The sequence below is a fragment of the Arthrobacter sp. FW305-BF8 genome, from assembly GCF_021789315.1.
Classification (GTDB): Bacteria; Actinomycetota; Actinomycetes; order Actinomycetales; family Micrococcaceae; genus Arthrobacter.
The window spans coordinates 3,679,558-3,701,230 of record NZ_CP084561.1 but is presented as its reverse complement, the minus strand read 5'-3'; the positions used below and the strand labels follow the sequence as shown (position 1 = coordinate 3,701,230).

Here is a 21,673-nt window from a genome sequence, read left to right as displayed (position 1 = left end):
CTTATTGTGGGCTCCGCGGCCGGGGTTGTAAAGGTTGCGGGCGGTGGGGACAGGGGGAGGGGAGGTCAGCGCCCTGGTCAGTTCCGGCGTCGGACGGCGTACGCGAACAGCGACGTCGTGGCCACGGTGGCCAGGTACCCGGCTATCACGATCAGTGAGATACCCGCCCAGAAGTAGTTGGTGGTGCTGGCCTCGTGGCCGATGCCCGGGGCGATCATGACCAGCGAATACACGGACACCGCTGCCGAGGCCAGCCCCAGCACCATCGGCAGCCCGATCCACAGCCGGGCCGATCCCCAGTGCCCGCCGAAGCCGTCCCAGACGTTCCATTCGTGGCCGTCATTGCGGAGAATCAGCCAGCCCGCGGGAATCATGAAGCAGCCCACCACCAGGAATGCCGCCACCACATCCGCCGGCCGGTGCCACTGGTTCACGAGTGTGGACATGCCCGAGGCGATAGCAAAAGTGCCGCCGACAAAGCCGGCCAGCGGCCGCCACCGCGGGGACGACATCAGGAACACGGCCGCCGCCGCGGACGCCGCCAGTGTGGTGTGACCGGACGGCAAAGAGTTCAGCTCCAGCGTCTCTACGCCCCGGTACGGCCGCACCGGCAGCAGGTCCTTGAGCACCTGCGTTGCGATGTTCGCCGCGACGCACGCCGCAACGGCAATACCCGCGGCCCGCCACCGGCGGTGAATCACCGTTACCAGAAGAACAACGACGGCGGCCATCACCAGGGAGATGGTAGGCAGCCAGTCCAGGAACCTGGTGGTCACCTTGCCCGCGGGCCCGTGGATGTCCACGGCCTCCACCAGGGCGGACTCGTCGATGAACTGGCCCGTCGTGGTGCGGACGAAGTAGTAATAGGTGGCCGCGAGCCCGGCGGCGCAAGCCAGCGTGGCCACGGCGAAGAGGAAGCCTGTGCCCGCCGCGAGGCGCATTCGTCCTGCAGGCCGGCGGGGCTTCTGACGGCCCTGCTGCTGGCGGCCCTGTTTCTTACGGCGGGGGTCCCTGAGCTGGAAAGTCATCGTCACAAGGGTGTCACAGTTTGCTGGGAGGCGCCTGTCCGGCGGGTGAGTGGATCCTGCTCGCCCGGCTTTTCCTGATGCTCGACTCCGTGGGGCGGGGGGATTACGTTTGGGGCATGACCGAAAAACCAGACGAGACCCGCACTGTTTCCGAAGAGCCCGGTCGCGCAGGATCCGACCGCGACGAAACCGACCTCAGCACCAAGCTGGATCCGGATTTCATCCCGCAGCAGGGCGAGACGCCCGAAGCCAAGCGCGCCCGGGAGCATCCCGAGGAAACCGGTAGCTGACGCCCTGCACCGGGGCCGGTCCCGGGGGCTAAACGCAGGCCGGCTGACGGCTAAAGTTGGTGCATGGGCGGTCTCGCGGATGTACTTGGCCCCATCCTGGAAATAATGACGTGGGTGGGCTTCCTCCCAGGCGTGCCGTTGCTCGTGTGGGGACTCATTATCGAACGGCGCCGTTGCGCCTGGACCAAGACCACGGGTGAGGTTTACACGGCCGGCGGATTCACCGGCTTCCGCTGGACCGACCAGGAGAACGTCCCGCGCCAGACCCTGGTGGACTCCGACGTCGCCCGGGGCCTCGTGGCCGGCACCCAGGTGGAGCTCCATTACGACCTCTGCCACCCTTCACGCTGGGGCCTGAAACCGCCTAAGCACGACAACGTCATCCTGGTCCTCGGCTGGATCCTCACCGGAGTGGGCATCCTGAGCACCGTCGGGGGTTTCGTGCTGCTGCTCTTCTGAGGATGAACCAACCCGGGGCCGAACATGCGTCGGGTACCCGTGCCGCGGCGGGTACCCGGTCTGTGGGGCGGCGGTGCTGCGCTGTTCTCCTGCTAGGCGTGCGGATCCACTGTTGCAGCCCGGCCGCCGCGTGCGGGGCGTCCGCCGCGCCGGTTCCGGTCCCGCAGATGGTCCAGCAGCGCCTGTTCGGGATGCCCGGGGTTCTCTGCCAGATGCCGCAGGAGCCGGCGCCGGACCTCCGATCGCGGATCAGCCGTGGCGAGCACGTTGTGGATAATATCCAGGACCTGCTGATGGAGTTCAGAGTCATCAACCAGCACGGTCGTCGGTTCGCCAGAGGCAGCGTCGACCGTCGCCCCCCACCGTTCCGGCGGGATGGGTTCATACAGGTCGCGGAATTCCGTGTGCATCACTGGCTCCTTCTTGCGGGGAGAAACTGCTTCCGCGGATTGCCTCCGGGTACGCCTAGCCATTGCTGCTGCCACTCCTGCCGTCGTTGCTGGAGAGACCGCCTTGGTCTTCGAGCTGGCTCGAGGACGTTGAATCGTCGGTGGGTGCCGGTGCCGGGGAAGTGACCTGGGCCGGTTCCACGAACTCGACGCCGGACTCGTCGCCGGACTCGTCGCTGGAATCGGAGGAAGGGTCATCGGATGCCGGTGCCGTCGGGGACGGTTCGGCTGCTTTCGTCGAGAGCAGAGAGGAAGAAGCATCGTTCAGCGGAGCCGATTTAAGCGCCGGTGAGGTGGTCTTGGGCGAGGCAGTGGGGGCGGTGGCTGGCGACAACCGCCGATTTCCTGTGGATCCCTCGAGCTTTTCGACCGAGTGGCGGGGTGCCTCTTCGCTAACAGTCACGCCCGGCTCCTGGCCGGTTGGAGCCCCGGCAACAGCCTGCGCCCAGACAGTTATTCCGGCGAAACCAATCAGCGGAATGCTCAGCAACGACCACTTCTTCATTGGCCGGCACACCTCCTTGTGCTTTCACTTTGAAGCGTGAAGGTGAGGCAGGGATGAGAGGCAGATGAGAGTCTTCTCATCGCCGGGTGGGCTTAGCGAGGTTAAGGGTTTTGAGCCGGACCGCCATGGCCGTTCACGCCATCAGCGCCAAGGCACACGAGACGGTAACCCACGCCCCGGACAGTTTGGATGCGGTCCGCGCCCAGCTTGTGCCGCAGGTACCGTACGTAGACGTCCACCACGTTGGACGACCCCTCGAAGTGGTAGCCCCATACCCTGCTCAGAAGCTGCTCGCGGCTGAGCACCTTGCCGGCGTTCTCCATGAATGTCCGGGCCATGACGAACTCCCTCGCGGACAGGTCGATCACGCGGCCGCGGATCTCTGCCGTGCGGAGGTTCACGTCGAGGGACAGGTCGCCGCAGACGAACGTCGGGGCGTAAGCAACCGCCTGCGCGCCGCGGAGCCGGAGCTTGATGCGGGAGAGCAGTTCCTCGAACCGGAAGGGCTTGGTCATGTGGTCATCCGCACCGCCGTCGAGCGCCGCCACAGTGCTCTCGAGGCTGTCCGCCGCCGTCAGCACGATCACCGGAATCGTCGAGTGCATGTTCCTGAGGTTCTTGAGGACGGTAAGGCCGTCCATCCTCGGCATGGTGATGTCCAGTATGAGGAGGTCAAACTCCCCGGACGTCGCGTAATCCAGCGCCTTCACCCCGTCGGAGACCTGGGTGGTGGTGTAGCCGGCCGCTGTGAGCCCTTTGGCGAGGAAGGCGGCAATGCGGGGTTCGTCGTCGGCGATCAGGATCCGCGTCAAGGCGTACCTCCCGTCCGGATGGCCCATTCAATGCCCGACGCCGGTCCGGCCAGGTTCGGTTGCTCGCCGCGGCGCCGTTTCTTGGTCCGCACATCCTCCTTGGCGTCGAAGCCCTCGGTGTCGCCGCCGGTGTCCGCAGCAATGGAGCCATCGGTTTCATCGCCCTCATCTGTGCCGCCGGATGGTATCCGGAGGGTGAAGCGGCTGCCTTTGCCCTCCTCCGACTCCAGAAGCACCGTGCCGCCGTGTGCCTCGGCGATGGCTTTGACGATGGAAAGGCCCAGGCCCGAGCCCTCCATGGCCGCCGAGTTGCGGCCCTTGCCGAAGCGCTCGAATATGCGCTCATGCTCGTCCGCCGGAATGCCGGTGCCGGTGTCCGAGACCCAGATTTCCAGCTCCCTGGATGCGGATTGCCGCGCTGCCAGATCCCGCAGAACTCCTGCCCGCCCGCCCTGGGGAGCGCCGCCGTCGTCCTCTACCCAGGCGCCGCCAACGGATATCCGGTCCGACTCGGAGGTGTGGTTGACTGCGTTGGAAGCGAGCTGCTCCAGCGCCTGGGTGAGCCGGCGGCGGTCAGCGCGGATCAGGCCGCCGGGCCTGGCCTCCAGCCGCCACTGGCGCTCGCCGAGGACCCGGACGCGGTTCAGGACGTCCTCCAGAAGGTCATCCGCCTCCACCCAGCCGGGCGTCACGAAGTCGGGCCGTCCGCTGCGGGCAAGCAGCAGCAGGTCATCCACCAGCACCTGCATCCGGTCAAGCTCATCCAGGAGCAGCTCGCGGGTCTGGTCCACATCGTCGGGGTCCCCGCTGCGGAGCAGCTCCAGGTAGCCGCGGATGATTGTCATGGGGGTGCGCAGTTCGTGGCTGGCGTCGTGGACGAAGCGACGCTGGTTCTCCGATCCGGACTCCAGCCGTTCGAGCATTCGGTTGAAGTTCATGGCCAGCTGAGCGATGTCGTCGGTGCTGTCCGGCACTTCCACCCGCTTGGACAGGTCCTCAAATGTGGTGGCCTCGGTGGCCTCGCGGAGCCGCCGAACGGGGCGCAACAGCCGCCCGGTGACCAGGTACCCAACCAGGCCGGTCATTGTGAGCGTTGCGGTGGAGGCCAAGGCGAAGGTCCACATCGAACCGAAAACCTCCGCGCGCCGGGAGCCGATCTCGCTCGAGGCAATGAGGAGGCCCTGATCTGGGCGCCCGCCCGGCAGGGACACCGACGTGATGGCCAGGCGAACCTGCCGGCCGTCGAGGTCGATGTCCCGCATCACGGTCTGACGGGGCACACTCCAGTCCCACATGTTGTCGGTAATAGCGGCCGTGTTGAGCTCGGTGGGCTGCTCGCCGAAGGGCAGTATGACGCTGCGGCCGCGGACCACGGTCATCACCGACTCGTAGCCCCCGGGAGCCCCGCTACGCAGATAAGTTGTAAACAGGCTGTCCAGGGAGGCATAAGGTGCGCCGGAATTGGGCTGGCCGCGCTTGGCCAGCGCGTCCAGGTTCTTGCGCGGCAACTGGAGCTCGGCATTGACCCGGTCATTGAGGCTGTTCAGCTGGGCCGCATGGGTGGCGGCGCCGGCGACAAACAGGCCCACGGCCATGAAGACGAGCAGCGTGGCCAGCAGCCGGAAGCGGACGGAATGCACTTCCGCGCGCAGTGCGCCGGCCGTGTTCATGGGACCACCGGGCCGAATCTGACGTGTGATGCACGTAACACGTTGCAAGCCAGAGCCGGCCAAGCAAATTTTTTTTGAAATCGGGGGTCGCCGGCAAAGACGCTCATCGCCGAGTACTCGGAATACTTGGTTGTACCCGGGCCGGCCATGGTCTGTCTCATTGGATCACCCATTTCACGCTGATTCGGCGGTCCTCCGGGGACGAGGATCGCAATAGCACCGCTGTTACTGCGGTATTACGAATCTAGCCCCGAATTCTTGGGAAAAACTTGTTGTCTGCACCGGCGCTGCATTCCCGCTAAGAGGTTCCAGGGGAGCCGTAGGCCGCCCCAACCCGGTGGTGGCCCGCCTGATGGGAAAGCTACCAAGTAGTGGCCGAGCCGAAATTCGAGTACTCGCTACTCGTGCCCATACTTGCCCGAGTGACAAGTATGAATCCAAGCCATTCATGGGGAATGCAGTTCATGGGGATAGTAGGTGCACAAAATGGTACAAACTGTTGCAGAAGATACTCGTTGGTCCCGGAGAGCCAACGACGACGAGTACCTTCCGAACTCAATGGAAGACGCCGGTGGAACAACGACGAAGTTGTCCATCAACATCCTGGGACCGCTCCGTGTCCGCCGCGGCGGCGAGGAGATCGGATCCCACGAGCTTGGCGGGCCCAAGCCGCGCCAGGTCCTTGAAATCCTGTTGCTCAAGCTGGGGACCCCGGTCTCCAAGAACCACCTGATTGAAGTCTTGTGGAATGGCCAGCCGCCGTCCGAGGCACTGTCCACTTTGGAAAGCTACGTCAGCGTCCTGCGCCGGCACCTTCAGCCCGGAAGCGGCAAGGGGGGAGCCCTCCGCACGGTCACCGGCGGCTACATGATCGACCGCACCATGGTTGACCTTGACCTCGATCGGTTCGATGAGCTTCTGAAGCAGGCGGGGCACGCCTCACCGGAGGAATCCTTCCGGCTGCTCGAGAAGGCCCTCGGCATCGCCTCCGTGCCACTGCTCAGCGATGAGCTGCTGGCCGGCTGGGCAGAGGAAGAGCGGTCGCTCCACTCAGCACGCGTTGCGAGCATCAAGGCACGGGCAGCGGAAGCAGCCGTCGCCGTCGGACACCCGGAGCGCGCCGTGGCCCTCGCCAGCGAACTGCTCGTGGACGACCCCATCAACGAGCGTGCCTGGACCGCCTTGATCCTGGGTCTGGAAGAATCCGGGCAGTACATGGAAGCACTGCGGGCCTACGGGCGCTGCCGCCGGGTCATGGACCAGGAGATCGGCTGCCTCCCCGGACGCCCGCTCCGGGAAGCGCACGCCCGGCTGCTCCAGGCAACAGCCGCCAGCGAGGATGACATGGACCTCACAGATTCGGGTGCCCAGGCCCCGGCAACTTCCCAGGTCACCCGGGAAATCAGCATCCTGACCATCGACGACCACAGCACGTTCACCGAACTGCTGACGGCGGCCCTCGACCGCGAGCCCGACCTGCGGAGCGTCGCCTCGGCCACCACGGCCAAGAGCGGGGTGGAGCAGAGCATCGCCCTCAAGCCCGACGTCGTGATCATGGACTTCCACCTGCCCGACGGCGACGGCCTTACCGCCGCTGCCCGCATCCTGGCTGACGCCCCGAACACCCGGATCGTCATGCTCACCGGCGACCCGACGCCGGAAGCGCTGCGGACCGCCGCTTCCATGGGCATCTGCGCCTTCCTGCCGAAGGGCGGATCGCTCTCCACCCTCCTGGACACCCTCCGCTATGCGCGGGCGGGCAACATGGTGGTGCACCCCTCGCTGGTGGCCCAGCTGGGCATGTCCACCCCCGCTCCGGCCCCCGCGGTCCGTGAAGTGGAGCCCGGCGGACCCGTCCTGACGCCCCGGGAACTGGACGTGCTCCGACTGATGGCCGGTGGCCACGGGTCAAAGGAAGTAGCCAGCAAGCTGGACATCTCCCTCAACACCTGCCGCGGCTACGTGAAGGCAATCTTCGCCAAGCTCGGAACCCACTCGCAGCTCGAATCGGTCATGGAAGCGTCACGGCGCGGCATGCTCGAGCAGCCGTCAAATGGCTAGGCCATCGCTCCGTAAACCTGCCTTGTTCCGCCCGTTCGAATCGCCGGCCTACCACAATTCCGAAGTTTTCAAGGCCGTCCGGCGGTTCCTGCTGATGGGGCTGGTTGCCCTGGTGGTGGTCACCACCCCGGTGGCCTTCTGGATCTGGTCCGAGGCGGAACGCCACGCGCTGGAGAACTCCAAGGAGGCCACCGACCACCTGGCCAACAACGTGGTGGGGCCGCTGCTGGACAAGGAAGTCCTGTCCGGCGACCCCACCGCCGTTGAGCGGCTCGACGAGCGCCTCCGCCCCTGGATGGAGAGGCGGTCCGTCTTTGAGATCAGGCTGTGGGACAAGGACGGGCGCATCGTCTACTCGGACGATCCAAAACTGATCGGCAAGACCTTCGACCTGCCGCACGAGGCACAGGAAATTCTGGACGGCGGGGACGTCCCCGCCAACCTCGAAATGCAGAAGGACGAGGTCAACACGCCCGACGTCGAAAACGGCGAGCTCGTGGAGGTCTACGTGCCCGTCACGGCCCCCGACGGGCAGAAGCTGGTGTTTGAGACTTATTACGACGACGACGGTGTCCGCCAGGAGCAGGCTGCCGTTCTGTTCGGCATGGCCCCGCCGTTCCTGCTCTCACTTGCCGTCCTGCAGCTGGCGCAGCTGTTCCCGGCAGTCCGGCTCGCACGCAGGATCCAGGCCTACGAAGCCGGCCGGAGCCGCCTGCTGCGCCGGGCCATCGAAGCCTCCGAGCTCGAGCGCCAGCGCATTGCCCGGGACCTGCACGACGAGGTGATCCAGGAGCTTTCGGGCCTGTCCTACGTGATGGAGTCCGAGGAACTGCACAGCCCGGTGGGGCAGCGTGGGCTGTTCTCCGACGCCCGGCGGATCCTGCAGGACAACGTCCGCAGCCTGCGGGCCATGACCAGCGAGCTGTACCCGCCGGACCTGAACCGCCTCGGCCTCCCCGGGGCGCTTGCCCGGCTCGGCGATCCGCTCGAGGAACGGGGGATCAGCGTGGAGCTGGACCTGCCGGAGAAGTGCGAGCTGGACCGGGACCGCGCGGCACTGTTCTACCGGGTAGCCCGTGAGGCCCTGGCCAACACCGCGAAACATTCCAGGGCGACCAGGGCTGAACTCCACCTCCATCAGGACAGCCACCGTTCGGAGATCCGCATCCAGGACGACGGTTGCGGCTTCGACCAGAGCCAGGGGTCGCCGGAAGGACACTTCGGCCTACGCATCATGAAGGACACCATCGGCGAGGCCGGCGGGACGCTCCAGTTGATGTCCGCTCCCGGTCGGGGGACCACGGTGATCGCGCGCTTCGGAGTGGGGGGCACCAAGCTTCCGGCCGCCGTCGAGCACGAACAGGAACCGATCCCCTCGGCATGACTCCCTGAAGGTGGCGGGCGCGCCGGTACAGTGAATCCATGCCTCTCCCGTACCCGCCCCTCGAGGAACTGCTGCACAGCGCCCGCGTGGTGGCTCTGCCCATGCGCGTGAAGTTCCGCGGGATCCTGGAACGCGAAACGCTGCTCCTCCGCGGTCCAATGGGATGGGGCGAGTTCGGTGCGTTCCCCGAGTACGGCGACGCCGAGGCCTCCCGCTGGCTTGCCTCCGCCATCGAGGCCAGCTGGCACGGGTTCCCGGAGCCCCTGCGGACCAGCATCCCCGTCAACGCCACCGTGCCCGCCGTCTCCGCAGACGCCGTACCGGAAATACTGGCCCGGTTCGGCCGCGTGGACGCCGTCAAGGTCAAGGTGGCAGAACGCGGCCAGACGCTCGACGACGACGCGGCCCGCGTCGCCGCTGTCCGCGCCGCTCTTCCGGACGCTGCCGTCCGTGTGGACGCCAACGGCGGCTGGGACGTTCCGGCGGCCGTGGAGGCGCTGACCCGGCTGTCCGACGTCGGTCTCGAATACGCTGAGCAGCCCGTGCCGGAGATCGAGGGCCTGGCGGAGGTGCGGCGGCGGCTCCGCGCGGCGGGCGTGTCTGTCCTGATCGCGGCCGACGAAAGTGTCCGCAAGGAAGACGATCCCCTCAGGGTGGCCCGTGCAGGTGCGGCCGATCTCCTCGTCGTGAAGGTGGCGCCGCTCGGGGGAGTCCGGCGTGCACTGGAGCTGGTGGCGCAGGCGCGGATGCCCGCCGTCGTGAGTTCCGCCCTGGATACGTCAGTGGGGATCCGGGCCGGGCTCGCGCTCGCTGCCGCACTGCCGGAACTGCCGTTTGCGTGCGGGCTGGGAACGGTGTCGCTGCTCGCGGCGGACGTTTCCACTGCGCCCTTGGTGGCCGACGACGGCGCCATCACCCTGCGCGATGCCGTCGCCGACGAGGGGCTGCTTGAGCAGTACGCAGCCCCGTCCGAGCGCCGGGACTGGTGGCTCGCCCGGCTCCGCCGCGCGTACGCTGCACTCCCGGCAACAGACGCTCCCTCACTTCCTGCAGGTTTTTGACCGACGCGTCCTCACCTCCTGCGGGTTTTCCCGCGACGCGTCCTCACCTGCGCGTCGAGTTCACCGGATCTTCATCTGAGTGTCGGCTTCCGGTTGGCTTTCGCTGGCAAGGTGGCGGTGCCGCATCTAAACCCTCGGAAGGTCTCTCTCCCATGTCTGAAATCTCCGGACGCAAGTTCGCACTGCTGCCCATGCTCGGTCACACCAAAGGCAAACGCAGCCCTGTCACCTGCGCGCTCAAGTGCGACAACGCCTGCGCGGGCGACGTCTGCAACACGAGCTCCAACAGCTACTTCCGCGACATTGCTTCCACCACGCTGTCCCGCCGCGCCGCCCTGGGCTTTGGCGCCGCCGGTGCCCTCGCCGTCGTACTTGGCGGTGCCGCGACGTCCCCTGAGAAGGCCGTCGCCGACGGCGGGACGGGACTTTCCGCCGCCGCGAAGAACGGTTTTGGCCCGGGCGCGTCCAAGCTGCAGTTCACCGCCATCCCTTCCATTGCGTCCGAGGTTGATGCGGTGACGGTGCCGGCAGGATTCGCCTGGCAGCCGGTGATCCGCTGGGGTGACCCGATCTTCAAGGATGCCCCGGCGTTCGAGCTGGGCAACCAGACCGCAGCAGCACAGGAGCGCCAGTTCGGCTACAACAACGACTACTCGGACATCCTCGAGATCCCTGGAAGCAAGGGCCGCCGTGCGCTGCTGTTCGCGAACCACGAATACACGAACGAGAACATCATGTTCCCGGCCAGCATGCCCGCCGAGCAGATGCGTGCGGTCGGTGCGGCGGCCCACGGCCTGACCGTCGTCGAGCTGGAGCGCAAGAACAAGAACAAGCCGTGGAGCTACGTCCAAGGCGCCCCGCTGAACCGCCGGTACCTGAACAGCACCCGCTACGAGCTGACCGGGCCCGTCGCCGGCTCGGACCTGGTCAAGACCGTGGCCGACCCCGCGGGCCGCTGGATCAACGGCACGCTGGGCAACTGCTCCGGCGGAACCACCCCGTGGGGCACGATCCTTTCGGGCGAGGAAAACTTCAACGGTTACTTCGTCGCTCCGGGCACTTCCGCCTCGGACAAGCGCTACGGCCTCACCAACAAGGCCACGGCGCGGCAGTGGGAGCTGGACGACCCGCGTTTCAACGCCAACAACGCCGGCTACGAAAACGAAACCAACCGCTTCGGCTGGATCGTGGAGGTGGACCCGTTCGACCCCACGTCCACTCCGAAGAAGCACTCCTCGCTGGGCCGCTTCAAGCACGAGGGCGCCAACGTGATCGTGGCCAAGTCCGGCCACGTGGTTGCCTACTCCGGCGACGACGAGCGCTTCGACTACCTCTACAAGTTCGTCTCCAAGGCCAAGTACCGCGAGGGCGACCGCAAGCACAACATGACACTCCTCTCCGAGGGCGACCTGTACGTTGCGAAGTTCGCGGGCAGCGCCCCGGCCGCCGAGATCGACGGCAAGGGCTCCGTTCCGGCGGACGGATCCTTCGACGGCACCGGCGAATGGCTGCCCCTAGTGGTCGGCGGCAAGTCCATGGTGGCTGGCATGTCCGTCGAGGAAGTCCTCGTATACACGCGGCTGGCGGCGGACAAGGTGGGCCCCACCAAGATGGACCGCTGCGAGGACGTCCAGCCCAGCCTGCACACCGGCAAGGTCTACGTGGCCTGCACCAACAACTCGGACCGCGGCAAGCCGGGGAAGGAAGGTGCCACCGAGGTCAACCCGCGCAACGAGAACCGCGACGGCCACATCGTCGAAATCACGGAGACCGGCGACCAGACCTCCAGGAAGTTCACGTGGAACCTGCTGATGGTCTGCGGCGATCCCTCCACCGGCGACGTCACCTACTTCTCCGGTTTCCCGGCTGACCAGGTCTCGCCGATTTCCTGCCCGGACAACCTGGCCTTCGACTCCGTAGGCAACCTCTGGATCTCCACCGACGGCGCTCCCTCCGGCATCGGTAAGGCTGACGGTCTGTTCAAGGTCACCCTGGATGGCCCCGAGCGCGGCCGCGTGGAGCAGTTCCTCGCAGTGCCCCGCGACGCCGAAACCTGCGGACCGATCGTCCACGACACCGAACGCAGCGTCTTCGTGTCCGTGCAGCACCCGGGCGAGGAGGGTACCTTCGAGGCACCGAACTCGTACTTCCCGGACTACGTGCGCGCCGGCGCGACTCCCCGCCCTGGCCAGGTCCGGGCTCCCCGCCCGGCCGTGATCCAGGTGTTCCGCTCCTAGGCTCCGCCTCCCTTCCGTACCAGACGCTTCCTCACATCCTGTACTGCTCCCCGGAAGTTGGACTGAGATATTCAGTTCCGACTTGTGGGGAGCAGTTTTATGCGTGCGTCTAGTTCGTTGTCTGAGGTCCAGCGCAAGGCCGCTGTAGCGTGGTTCGAGAAGGGCATCGCAGCTAGAGCGACGGCCGGAGTGCTGGGTGTGCCCTTGCCGCCGGTTCGGGGTCTCTACCTGCGGTGGAGGATTCATGGTCGAGGAGTTTTGATGCCGCAGCCGCCAACGTCGTACTCATTCGAGTTCAAACTCGCCTTGGTGGAACGGTTCCTAGCGGGCGAGACCGCCCCGGACCTGGCAGTGGAAGCCGGCCTGTCCTCACCTCGCGTGCTGCAAAAGTGGGTACGGGGCTACCGGGAGGAGGGTGCTGATGCATTGCGGCCGAAGCCCAAAGGCAGGCCCCGTAAGTCCGACGCCCCGCCGCCGCCGGATACACCGGAGATGGAACGGTTACGCCGGGAGAACGAGCGGTTGCGGGCGGAGGTGGCCTATCTGGGAAAACTGCGGGCCTTGAGGGAACAGGGACGACGGTGAAGGTCCAGGCCGTCATCTCCCTCAAGGCTGATTATCCGCTGGGCGTCCTGCTGGACGTCGCCGGGCTTGCCCGGTCCACGTTCTTCTATCACCAGGCCCGCCTCCAGGCCCCCGATCCGCGGGCGTCGCTCAAGACCACGATCACCGAGATTTTCAACGACAGCCAGGCCCGGTACGGGCACCGGCGCATTCACACAGAGCTGCTCAAGAAAGGGTGGACGGTCGCGAAGAAGACCGTTCTGAAGCTGATGCGTGTCCTGGGGCTGGTCTGCAAGGTCCGGCGGAGGAAGCGCTACAACTCCTACCAGGGCGAGCAGGGCAGGATCGCCCCGAACCTGCTGAACCGGGAGTTCGACGCCACCGCCCCGAACCAGAAGTGGGTTACCGACGTGACAGAGTTCAGCGTCGGAGGCCGAAAGCTTTACTTCTCCCCGATCATGGACCTCTTCGACCGGCAGATCATCTCCTACGCCATCGGCTCGTCCCCGAACCTGGAGCTGACCAACGCGTCGCTGCGCGACGCCTTGGCCACGCTCGAGGACGGGCAGAAACCGCTGGTGCACTCGGACCAGGGCGTCCAGTACCAGCACATCTCCTGGCGCACTCTCCTCAAGGAAGCCGGCGCGGTCCAATCAATGTCCCGCAAGGGCAACTGCTACGACAACGCCGTGATGGAGAACTTCTTCGGCCACCTCAAGGAAGAACTCTTCCACCACGTCCGGTTCCTCAGCCCCGGCGCCCTGGCAACAGCACTGCACGAGTACATCCGCTGGTACAACACCGACAGAATCTCAACGAAGCTCAACGGCCTGAGCCCGATACAATACCGAAGCCAGGCCCTTGCAGCCTAGGCCTTACTAACCGGGTCCAACTATCGGGGACCAGTTCATCCGGTCGGTTTTTTCCCGACGCTCCGTCAGATCCTGCCGCTTTTAGGCCAACGCGTCCTCACTTTCCTTGGGAAAGTGAGGACGCGTTTGTGGTTAGACGGCGGGATCTGATGGAGCGTTTGGCGTTGGGCGGCGGGATGTGAGGACGCGTTTGGCGTTGGGCGGCAGGATCTGATGGAGCGTCGGTTGGTGGCAGACTGGTTCGGTGACTTCGCACGAACCCACTGAGCCGTCCGCCAACACCATCGGCGCCCCCGCAGACCCCGCCGGCACTGCCCAACCCGCAGCTGCCACGGCCCACCCCGAGCCCGCCCTGACGTCCATGGCTTCCGCACGGATTGCCGTCGCTACGCTGGTCGCAGGAGGCATCCGCTACGTCGTCGTGGCCCCGGGCTCACGGTCCGCCCCCATGGCCTATGCACTTGCGGAGGCGTCGGCAGCGGGGAAGGTTGAACTGCTGGTCCGCATCGATGAGCGTTCGGCCGGCTTCACAGCACTCGGCCTGGCCCTGGCCACCGGCGCGCCGGTGGCTGTGCTGACGACGTCGGGAACCGCCGTCGGGAATCTCCTCCCTGCCGTGATGGAGGCCAACCACGCCGCCGTCCCGCTGGTGGTGGTCTCGGCCGACCGGCCGGAAGAGCTGCGCGGCACGGGCGCGAACCAGACCACCGTCCAGCTGGACCTCTTCGGCGAGCACGTCCGCTTCGCCGTCGACGTTCCCGCCGGCGAGAGCCCGCAGCGTGCGGTGGAAACATCGCTTGCCGCCGCGACGGGTGCCTTCGAGGACACACCGCCGGGGCCGGTGCAGCTCAACCTCGCCTTCCGTGATCCTCTGGTGCCTGAGACGGGGGAGCGGCTGCCCGAACAGCGCGGTCACGGGACCTTCCGGATCGGCACTGAACCGCTCACCATGACGCTCGATCCGGCCCCGGCCGACCTCCCGGAGCGGCGCACCGTGGTCTTTGCCGGGCACGACGCCGGTCCGGTCGCGGAGGCCTTTGCCCGTGCCCATGGCCTGCCGCTGCTGGCCGAGCCGTCGTCCAACTCCCGTTTCGGGTCTAACGCCGTGGGACCGTACCGCCTGCTGCTGGAGCACTTCGGCCCGGACTCGGCGCTGCCCATCGAGCGTGCCGTGGTGTTCGGGCGCCCCACGCTTTCCCGGCCGGTGTCGGCGCTGCTGGCCCGGACGGACGTCCCGGCAGCCCTCTACGAGCCGGTGCCGGTCGCTTGGTACGAGCCGGGCCGGCGCCAGGAAACGCCGATATCCAGCCTGGCCCAACTTGCGGAGTTCGCAGGCCGGGGTTCGTCCGCCTGGCTCGACGCCTGGCTGCTCGCGGGCGCCGCGGCCCAGCATGCCGTGGACGGCATACTTTCCGCCGAAGAGGCCGCAACCGGTCCTGCCGTCGGCTCCTTGGTCTGGCAGCACGCCCGCGGACAGCTGGTCCTCGGCTCATCCAACGGCATCCGCGACGTCGACCTCGCCGGCCAGCCCGCACCCGAGCCGTCGGCCACGGTCTTTGCCAGCCGGGGCCTCGCCGGCATTGACGGCACCATTTCCACGGCCACCGGCATCGCCCTCGGCGGCCACCAGGCAACCACCCTGCTGCTCGGCGACGTCACCTTCCTGCACGACGCCGGCGGCCTCTTCCTCGGCGCCGGCGAGGAACAGCCGCAGCTGCGCATCGTGGTCCTCAACGACTCGGGCGGCGCCATCTTCAGCCTCCTGGAACACGGCGCCGTCGCCGAGTCCGGCGGCTACGGGGACGCCGTCGAACGTCTCTTCGGCACCCCGCACTCGGTGGACATCGCGGCACTCGCCGCGGCGTACGGCGTGGGGCATTGTTCGGTGAGTACGACGGCGGGACTCGCCGAGGCGCTGGCGGCACCGTTCACGGGACGCACCATCATCGAGGTGCGCACGGACCGGCATGAACTCCGTGCCCTGCACGGCAGGATCAAGGCTGCGGTGGGTTCGGCCGTGGCCGGGGTGCTTGCCGGCTAGGCCGGCGACGCGCTTCTCGTCTGGCGACGCGCAAAATACCCCACGCGGGCGGAATTCCCTGCGCGCAGGGGAATGTGCGCGTCGCGGGGTGATCTCGGCATCGTCGGGCTGCGGCGGCGTCATGGGCGGCGGGAGTATCCACATGGCGGCACGCACATCTGTCGGGGCGGCACCAGGAACTGCCAGAGTACGAGCCATGACGGAACTGCCAAGGCTCGTCCTCGCCCGCGAGCACATTCAGCAGGGATTGACGCCAAAAATGCTGGCCCGCCGCTGTAGTTCCGGTGCGCTCGTCCGGGTTGCGGCACGGAGTGTACGCGGACGGGGACGAGTGGGGCTCCCTCCAGCCATGGGAACAGTACCGGTTGCAGGTGCAGGCAGCGGCCGAGACCTTCGTTGCGCCGACAGTGTTCGCCTGGCATTCGGCGGCCAGTGTGTGGGGCGTTCCGACTGTCGGCCACCACCACCGGTGCATGCACTGACGTTTCAGAACGACGGCGGCCGTTCCCGGGCGGGCGTCCACAGGCACTATGCGGATCCGGCCGGCGTGAAAGTAATCCGGCGCGACGGCCTTTTGGTGACGAGCCGCGCGCGCACTGTCCTGGACCTTGCGGCGTTCACGCCCATCGCCAAAGCCATCGTTCCGCTTGACCACGTGCTCCGTCCTGACAGTTCCAAGCAGTTGCCGGCACTGTCCAAGGAACAGCTCCTGGCGGAGATCGAGGGAAACTACACAGCCGCAGCAGCACGGCGGATTGCCCTCGCCATCGATTTCGCCGATCCGCTGTCGGCCTCAGCGGGGGAGTCGTACAGCCGGGCACTCATGTATGTGGCAGGCTTCGAGGCGCCTGCCCTCCAGCACGAGATCCGGGACGGGGCCGGGCTAATCGGCTACTCGGACTACTACTGGGACGGTGCCCGTGTCGCCGGGGAATTCGACGGCGTGGAAAAGTACATGAAGCCGGAGCACCTGAAGGGCCGCACGCCTTCCCAGGCAGCGGTGGACGAGAAATACCGGGAGGACAGGATCCGGGCGACTGGCCGCAGTGTCGTCCGATGGGTGTGGCCCGACCTGATGACGCCGGGACGGCTGGAACGGAAGCTGGCGGCGGCAGGCCTGCCCCGCCGTCGTGCCCGGTCCGCACAGTGACGTCGCTCCTCCTGGCGACGCGCAAATTTCCTGGCGACGCGCAAATTTGCCCGCGATGCGGGAATGCCCCGGCGCTACCGGAATTCCAGTAGCGCCGGGGCATTTGCGGGTCGCAGGGCGGTTCCCCGCGTCGCAGGAGCGAAGAGTGGCCTACTCGGCGATCTCGATGTGGGTCGGGTCCAGCACGCGGCGGAGGAATTCCTTGGTGCGGCCCTGGGTGGGGGAGCCGATGACCTGCTCGGCCACGCCCTCCTCGACCACTACGCCGCCGTCCATGAACACCACGCGATCCGCGACTTCGCGGGCGAAGCCCATCTCGTGCGTGACGACCAGCATGGTCATGCCTTCCTTGGCCAGGTTCCGCATGACCGAGAGCACGTCGCCGACCGTCTCAGGGTCGAGGGCGGAGGTGGGCTCGTCAAAAAGCATCAGCTCCGGGTCCATGCTCAGCGCGCGGGCGATCGCCACACGCTGCTGCTGACCGCCGGAGAGCTGGTCCGGGAACCGGTCGGCGAGGTGGCCGAGCCCCACGCGCTCAAGATTGGCCCGGGCGATCTTGTCGGCTTCTGCCTGCGGGCGCTTCAGCACCTTGGTCTGGGCGATCGTGCAGTTGCGCAGCGCGTTCAGGTGCGGAAACAGGTTGAACTGCTGGAACACCATGCCCACCTTGCGGCGCATCTTGTCGATGTCTACGTCGGCATCCGTGGCATCGAAGCCGCCCACGTGGACGCTGCCTTCATTCGGCTGCTCCAACAGATTGACGCACCGCAGCAGGGTGGACTTGCCGGAACCTGACGGGCCGATGAGGCACACCACTTCGCCCGGTGCGACGTCCAGGCTGATGCCTTTGAGGACCTCGTTGGAGCCGTACGACTTGCGCAGGCCCTTGATGGCCACACCGGCGGCGTGGACGCGCCCGCTTTGGGTGCGGGAGTGAATTTCGACGTCGTTCATGACTTCCCTGCCTAACGCTTGGTCCGCGCGGAGCGGCTTTCGAACTTCCGGGCCAGGAGGCTCAGCGGGATGGTGACCACGAGGTAGAACGCACCCGCCACGAGGAGCGGGGTGAGCCCTGCACCGAGGCTGGAAATGCCGTCGCGGCCGAACTTGGTGAGTTCGTACTGTGCCGCCGTCAGGCCCAGCACGTAGATCAGCGAGGAGTCCTTGGTCAGCAGGATGACCTCGTTGGTCAGCGGCGGCAGGACAATCCTGAAGGCCTGCGGGATGACGATCGTGACCATGGCGCGCCACTGCGGCATGCCCAGCGACCGCGCGGCTTCCGTCTGGCCCTTGGGCACGGCCTGCAGCCCGGCACGAAGTGTCTCGGCGATGTAGGCGGCCGCCACCATGCCCAGCGAAACCATCACCACGACGGCCACGTTCCACTGGACACCGAACGCCAGCGGAACGCCGTAGCCGAAGGCGATGAAGACCAGCAGCGCCGGGATGCCGCGGAAGAATTCAATGTAACCGGTGGCGATCCAGCGGTACAAAGGGAAGCTGGAGAGCTTCATGAGGGCCAGCAGCAGGCCCCCGGACAGGCCCACGACGAACCCCAGGAACGTGTAGATCAGGGTGTTTTTCAGGCCCGAGAAGAAGATGTCCGGGAACATCGGGCCGATCTTGCCGAAGTTGAAGACGTTGGTGGTGAGGGTCTTCCAGTCGGTGGCCAGGATCAGTGCGGCCACGGCCACAACAAAAATCCCTGCCTGGACGTACAGACTTACTCTGGCCCGCTGTCGTGCGGTCATTGCCATGGTGTACTCACATTCGTTTTGCGCAGTGGAGGCCTCGCACGGACTGTTGAACAGATCCCGGACGAGGCCCCTGCCGCGTAGGTGTCAGGCGCGCCGGTTACTTGGTGGCTTCGCCGAACCAGCTGGTCTCGAACTTCTTGAGGCTTCCGTCGTCGGTCAGGCGCTTCAGCGTCGTGTTGACCTGGTCGAGCATGGCGGTGTTGCCCTTCTTGACCGCGATGCCGAGCTTTTCCCCGGTGGCGTAGTTCTCGACACGCTTGAACTTGGAGTCATCCTTGATGGCGTACCCGAGGACCGACTGGTTGCCCAGGGCGGCATCGATGGTGCCCGCCTTGAGCGCCTGGACCAGGAGGCCGGTGTCCTCAAACTGCTGCGCGTCGAGGCCCTTGTCCTTGGCGTACTTGGCCCCCGTGGTGGCCTGCTGGACGCCAACCTTCTTGCCCTTGGCGCCGTCGATGTTCGTGATGCCGGAGGCCTCGGATGCCACGAGGGTCAGGTCGTCGTTCAGGTAGGGGTCGGAGAAGTCCATGAGGGCCTTGCGGGTATCCGTGATGGAAACGGAGGAGATGGAGACGTCGCAGCCGGTGAGTGCGGTGCCGGTCTCGATGGCCTCGAAGGAGCTGTCCACCACGTTGACTTCGGCCTTCATGTCCTTCGCCAGTTCGGCGGCGATGTCCATGTCGAAGCCCACGATCTTGCCATCCTTCTGGAATTCGAAGGGCTCGTAGGGGACGTCGGAGCAGATGGTGAGCTTTCCGGCATTGATGAGCTGCACGCCGCTGCTGCTGGTGGCAGCCGGGGTGGAGCTTCCGCCGCCGCAAGCGGTGAGACTGATGGCCCCGACGGCGAGGATTGCGGCTGCCTTGGCGCTGAATTTGGCCGTGGCACGGGACTTGAGCTGCATTTGATTACCTTTTGTTGCAGGGGTATGCGGAACTAAATCGGTTCATAGTGTATCGCCGAAGAGGAGATGTGCATCACAGAAAACTAAGTTTCACTATTTGATAACTAAACCACAGCGTTTTTCAAGGGCTTTAATCTTAGGCCTGTCCGGGATACCGGACGCGTTGGGGCCCCGGCCAAAGGGTGCGCAGATGGCCGCCCGGCTCGAATCAGCTGCTGATCCCCAGCGACTCCAGCATCGGCCGGAACTTGGCCCACGTCTCCGCGAGCTCCGCCTCCGGCTGCGATCCCTCGACGATGCCGCACCCGGCATATAGCCGGACGGTAGTGGGGGTCTCGATCACGGCGCCGCGCAGCGCGATGCCCCACTCGCCGTTGCCCGCGGCGTCAAGCCAGCCCACCGGTCCGGCATATGGTCCCCGGTCTAAGTGCTCGAGTTTCCGGATCAGTGCCCCCGCAACCTGCGTTGGCGTGCCGCACACGGCGGCGGTGGGGTGGAGCGCATTGATCAGCGCCAGGCAGGTGGGGACGTGGCCCTCAACCTCGGCGAGCTCGGCCTTGACGTCGGATGCGAGATGCCACACGTTGGGCAGCTCCAGGATGAACGGCTCGTCGTGCGCATTCATGGCCTCGGAGAAGGGTGCGAGCTGGGTGGTCAGCGACTGGATGGCGATCTCGTGCTCGTGCCGCTGCTTCTCCGAGCCGGCCAGGACCCGCTCGGCATACTCCAGCGGCAGCCCGGCCTCGCCGACGGCGTCCCGGCGGTCCAGCGTCCCGGCGAGCACCCGGGCTTGGGCCGTGCGGCCCTCCACCTGGATGAGCATTTCCGGCGTCGCCCCCACGAGGCCGTCCACGCCGTAGGTCCAGCATTCCCGGTAACGGCCGGCGAGCTGCCGCAACACCTCGGCGGCGTTCACGCCCTCGGGAACCGTCGCCACGACGTCCCGGGCCAGGACCAGCTTCTCCAGTTTCCCGGTGCGGATCTCCGCGACGCCGGCGGTGACGGCGTCCATCCAGTCCTGTTCGCTGAGGGATCCGGTTTTCAGCGTGGCCTGATCCGGACGCGCGGCCGGGTCAGTAAGTTCGACGGCGCCAGCCGGGTCCGACTCCAGCCACCCCTTCAGGGCGGCGAACGCGCCCGCCTCGGTGAGCTCGCCGTCGTCGGCCGTTATCTGTGTGAGCCAGGCGCGGCCGTCCCGGACGCCCACCACGATCTCCGGCACGATCAGGCGGGATTCCTGGGCGGAAGCCTTGGAGAATGCAAAGGACCCGAAAGCCACCGGGCCGGTGCCGGGGCATTCCACATGGTCGGTGATGTCTGCCTCGATGACCAGGTGGCGCCACCAGATGTCCGCTTCGAGGAACCGCTCGGGGCCCGTGGCGGTAAAGCGCGCCGCCTCGCCGAAGCCCACCAGGCCGGCCTCGCGCCGGGTCCAGCACAGAACGTCATCGCGGACCAGATACGACGGCAGCCCCTCGGGAGCCGAATCTCCATCCAAAGGGACTGTCAGGGTGCGGAGCGTGCTGGTCATGATGGGTCAACACTACTCCGCGCAGCAATTTACGGTGATTCGCAGTAATCCAGCCGGGCCACCACGCCCGGCGGCGGCCGTGTCACGGAGCCCGCGGAACTTTTGAGACAATGACATGGTGAACCGAGCATCCTTGGATAAGCGTCCGGACGAAGTAGCCACGATGTTTGACGACGTCGCACCCAAATACGACGTCGTCAACGATGTCCTCTCGATGGGGCAGACGCGCCGGTGGCGCAAGGTTGTGGTCGAAGCCATGGACGTACGGGCCGGCCAGCGGGTGCTGGACCTGGCCGCCGGAACAGGAACCTCCAGCGAGCCATATGCCGATGCAGGCATAGACGTGGTGGCCTGCGATTTCTCCCTCGGCATGCTCAAGGTCGGAAAGCGCCGCCGCCCCGACATCGACTTCATCGCCGGTGACGCCACCAACCTGCCCTTCGCCGACAACACCTTCGATGCCAGCACCATCTCCTTCGGCCTGCGCAACGTCAACGAACCCAAGAAGGCCCTGGCCGAGATGCTCCGGGTGACCAAGCCGGGCGGCAAGCTGGTCATCGCCGAGTTCTCCCAGCCCGTCGTTCCGCTGTGGCGCACCATGTACACCGAGTACCTCATGCGCGCCCTGCCGGCCATTGCCACCAAGGTGTCCTCCAACCCGGATGCGTACGTCTACCTCGCCGAGTCCATCCGGGCCTGGCCGGACCAGGACAACCTCGCCGCATGGCTGCAGGACGCCGGCTGGGAAGATGTCACCTACCGCAACCTGAGCGGCGGCATCGTGGCCGTCCACCGTGCCCACAAGCCCCGCACGGGCAACGGCTCGGCGGAAGCCATCGCAGCCCACACCGGCCCGGTGGCCAAACTGCGCCGCAACCTCCCGCGGACCGCCCGCTGA

20 protein-coding genes are annotated in these 21,673 nt (G+C 66.5%); 11 read left to right on the top strand and 9 right to left on the bottom strand.

What is annotated here, in order from left to right; all coding sequences use genetic code 11:
- Positions 1-77 precede the first annotated feature (77 nt).
- Positions 78-1,028 (bottom strand): phosphatase PAP2 family protein, encoded by a 951-nt coding sequence (locus tag LFT45_RS16715; protein WP_442863569.1) that lies wholly within the window; start codon positions 1,026-1,028, stop codon positions 78-80.
- Positions 1,029-1,144: 116 nt separating this feature from the next.
- On the opposite strand from LFT45_RS16715, the gene LFT45_RS16710 reads away from it, so the two are divergent.
- Positions 1,145-1,318: a hypothetical protein gene (locus LFT45_RS16710; protein ID WP_236804712.1), complete on the top strand. Its 174-nt coding sequence runs from the start codon at positions 1,145-1,147 to the stop codon at positions 1,316-1,318.
- Positions 1,319-1,381: 63 nt separating this feature from the next.
- Entirely contained in the window at positions 1,382-1,777 is a 396-nt protein-coding gene (locus tag LFT45_RS16705; protein WP_236804710.1) for a hypothetical protein, read from the top strand.
- Between the two features lie 92 nt (positions 1,778-1,869).
- On the opposite strand, the gene LFT45_RS16700 is transcribed toward LFT45_RS16705, so the two are convergent.
- From LFT45_RS16700 to LFT45_RS16685, 4 genes are all read right to left on the bottom strand, one after another.
- The gene (locus LFT45_RS16700; RefSeq protein WP_236804708.1) at positions 1,870-2,187 is read right to left on the bottom strand and encodes a hypothetical protein; all 318 of its coding nucleotides are present in this window, start codon (positions 2,185-2,187) and stop codon (positions 1,870-1,872) included.
- 55 nt (positions 2,188-2,242) lie between these two features.
- Positions 2,243-2,731, bottom strand: coding sequence for a hypothetical protein (locus LFT45_RS16695; RefSeq protein ID WP_236804707.1), 489 nt, complete (start codon positions 2,729-2,731; stop codon positions 2,243-2,245).
- Positions 2,732-2,832: 101 nt separating this feature from the next.
- A complete protein-coding gene (locus LFT45_RS16690) occupies positions 2,833-3,543 on the bottom strand; it encodes a response regulator transcription factor (RefSeq protein WP_236804705.1) in 711 nt (236 codons plus the stop codon).
- Complete coding sequence (locus LFT45_RS16685) at positions 3,540-5,213, bottom strand: sensor histidine kinase (protein WP_236804703.1); 1,674 nt, start codon at positions 5,211-5,213, stop codon at positions 3,540-3,542. Before LFT45_RS16685 ends, LFT45_RS16690 begins: the two co-directional genes overlap by 4 nt.
- A 486-nt stretch (positions 5,214-5,699) precedes the next feature.
- On the opposite strand from LFT45_RS16685, the gene LFT45_RS16680 reads away from it, so the two are divergent.
- The 8 genes from LFT45_RS16680 (at position 5,700) to LFT45_RS23370 (ending at position 16,583) form a co-directional block, all read left to right on the top strand.
- On the top strand, positions 5,700-7,274 hold the full coding sequence (locus LFT45_RS16680; RefSeq protein WP_236804700.1) for a BTAD domain-containing putative transcriptional regulator: 1,575 nt from the start codon (positions 5,700-5,702) through the stop codon (positions 7,272-7,274).
- Complete coding sequence (locus LFT45_RS16675) at positions 7,267-8,658, top strand: sensor histidine kinase (RefSeq protein WP_236804699.1); 1,392 nt, start codon at positions 7,267-7,269, stop codon at positions 8,656-8,658. Before LFT45_RS16680 ends, LFT45_RS16675 begins: the two co-directional genes overlap by 8 nt.
- A 38-nt stretch (positions 8,659-8,696) precedes the next feature.
- Positions 8,697-9,719 carry an o-succinylbenzoate synthase gene (locus LFT45_RS16670; RefSeq protein WP_236804697.1) on the top strand — a complete coding sequence of 341 codons (1,023 nt, stop codon included), beginning with the start codon at positions 8,697-8,699 and terminating at the stop codon, positions 9,717-9,719.
- Positions 9,720-9,871: 152 nt separating this feature from the next.
- Entirely contained in the window at positions 9,872-11,956 is a 2,085-nt protein-coding gene (locus LFT45_RS16665) for a PhoX family protein (RefSeq protein ID WP_236804695.1), read from the top strand.
- A 261-nt stretch (positions 11,957-12,217) separates the two neighbouring features.
- Entirely contained in the window at positions 12,218-12,541 is a 324-nt protein-coding gene (locus tag LFT45_RS16660) for a helix-turn-helix domain-containing protein (protein ID WP_236804532.1), read from the top strand.
- Entirely contained in the window at positions 12,538-13,392 is an 855-nt protein-coding gene (locus LFT45_RS16655) for an IS3 family transposase (RefSeq protein WP_236804533.1), read from the top strand. The genes LFT45_RS16660 and LFT45_RS16655 overlap by 4 nt, the downstream gene beginning before the upstream one ends.
- Before the next feature lie 361 nt (positions 13,393-13,753).
- Positions 13,754-15,433, top strand: a complete 1,680-nt coding sequence (gene menD / locus LFT45_RS16650) for a 2-succinyl-5-enolpyruvyl-6-hydroxy-3-cyclohexene-1-carboxylic-acid synthase (protein WP_236809394.1) — start codon at positions 13,754-13,756, stop codon at positions 15,431-15,433.
- Between the two features lie 547 nt (positions 15,434-15,980).
- Complete coding sequence (locus LFT45_RS23370) at positions 15,981-16,583, top strand: hypothetical protein (RefSeq protein ID WP_336885582.1); 603 nt, start codon at positions 15,981-15,983, stop codon at positions 16,581-16,583.
- A 150-nt stretch (positions 16,584-16,733) separates the two neighbouring features.
- Here LFT45_RS23370 and LFT45_RS16640 read toward each other — a convergent pair whose 3' ends face one another.
- The 4 genes from LFT45_RS16640 to LFT45_RS16625 all read right to left on the bottom strand — a co-directional run bounded on the left by LFT45_RS16640 (position 16,734) and on the right by LFT45_RS16625 (position 20,775).
- Positions 16,734-17,537 carry an amino acid ABC transporter ATP-binding protein gene (locus LFT45_RS16640; RefSeq protein ID WP_236804692.1) on the bottom strand — a complete coding sequence of 268 codons (804 nt, stop codon included), beginning with the start codon at positions 17,535-17,537 and terminating at the stop codon, positions 16,734-16,736.
- Positions 17,538-17,548: 11 nt separating this feature from the next.
- Positions 17,549-18,340 carry an amino acid ABC transporter permease gene (locus tag LFT45_RS16635; protein ID WP_236804690.1) on the bottom strand — a complete coding sequence of 264 codons (792 nt, stop codon included), beginning with the start codon at positions 18,338-18,340 and terminating at the stop codon, positions 17,549-17,551.
- Positions 18,341-18,437: 97 nt separating this feature from the next.
- Complete coding sequence (locus LFT45_RS16630) at positions 18,438-19,244, bottom strand: ABC transporter substrate-binding protein (RefSeq protein WP_236804688.1); 807 nt, start codon at positions 19,242-19,244, stop codon at positions 18,438-18,440.
- Positions 19,245-19,452: 208 nt separating this feature from the next.
- The gene (locus tag LFT45_RS16625; RefSeq protein ID WP_236804686.1) at positions 19,453-20,775 is read right to left on the bottom strand and encodes an isochorismate synthase; all 1,323 of its coding nucleotides are present in this window, start codon (positions 20,773-20,775) and stop codon (positions 19,453-19,455) included.
- A gap of 118 nt (positions 20,776-20,893) precedes the next feature.
- Here LFT45_RS16625 and LFT45_RS16620 point away from each other — a divergent pair, with 118 nt between their 5' ends.
- Complete coding sequence (locus LFT45_RS16620) at positions 20,894-21,673, top strand: demethylmenaquinone methyltransferase (RefSeq protein ID WP_236804684.1); 780 nt, start codon at positions 20,894-20,896, stop codon at positions 21,671-21,673.

Bases quoted from the DNA above. Each gene is read 5' to 3' on its own strand.
- LFT45_RS16695 (WP_236804707.1), bottom strand. From the start codon at position 2,731: ATGAAGAAGTGGTCGTTGCTGAGCATTCCGCTGATTGGTTTCGCCGGA.
- LFT45_RS16705 (WP_236804710.1), top strand. From the start codon at position 1,382: ATGGGCGGTCTCGCGGATGTACTTGGCCCCATCCTGGAAATAATGACG.
- LFT45_RS16685 (WP_236804703.1), bottom strand. From the start codon at position 5,213: ATGAACACGGCCGGCGCACTGCGCGCGGAAGTGCATTCCGTCCGCTTC.
- LFT45_RS16670 (WP_236804697.1), top strand. From the start codon at position 8,697: ATGCCTCTCCCGTACCCGCCCCTCGAGGAACTGCTGCACAGCGCCCGC.
- LFT45_RS16630 (WP_236804688.1), bottom strand. From the start codon at position 19,244: ATGCAGCTCAAGTCCCGTGCCACGGCCAAATTCAGCGCCAAGGCAGCC.
- LFT45_RS16715 (WP_442863569.1), bottom strand. From the start codon at position 1,028: ATGACTTTCCAGCTCAGGGACCCCCGCCGTAAGAAACAGGGCCGCCAG.
- LFT45_RS16675 (WP_236804699.1), top strand. From the start codon at position 7,267: ATGGCTAGGCCATCGCTCCGTAAACCTGCCTTGTTCCGCCCGTTCGAA.
- LFT45_RS16640 (WP_236804692.1), bottom strand. From the start codon at position 17,537: ATGAACGACGTCGAAATTCACTCCCGCACCCAAAGCGGGCGCGTCCAC.
- menD (WP_236809394.1), top strand. From the start codon at position 13,754: ATGGCTTCCGCACGGATTGCCGTCGCTACGCTGGTCGCAGGAGGCATC.
- LFT45_RS16625 (WP_236804686.1), bottom strand. From the start codon at position 20,775: ATGACCAGCACGCTCCGCACCCTGACAGTCCCTTTGGATGGAGATTCG.
- LFT45_RS16665 (WP_236804695.1), top strand. From the start codon at position 9,872: ATGTCTGAAATCTCCGGACGCAAGTTCGCACTGCTGCCCATGCTCGGT.
- LFT45_RS16660 (WP_236804532.1), top strand. From the start codon at position 12,218: ATGCCGCAGCCGCCAACGTCGTACTCATTCGAGTTCAAACTCGCCTTG.
- LFT45_RS16680 (WP_236804700.1), top strand. From the start codon at position 5,700: ATGGTACAAACTGTTGCAGAAGATACTCGTTGGTCCCGGAGAGCCAAC.
- LFT45_RS16700 (WP_236804708.1), bottom strand. From the start codon at position 2,187: ATGCACACGGAATTCCGCGACCTGTATGAACCCATCCCGCCGGAACGG.
- LFT45_RS16635 (WP_236804690.1), bottom strand. From the start codon at position 18,340: ATGGCAATGACCGCACGACAGCGGGCCAGAGTAAGTCTGTACGTCCAG.
- LFT45_RS16710 (WP_236804712.1), top strand. From the start codon at position 1,145: ATGACCGAAAAACCAGACGAGACCCGCACTGTTTCCGAAGAGCCCGGT.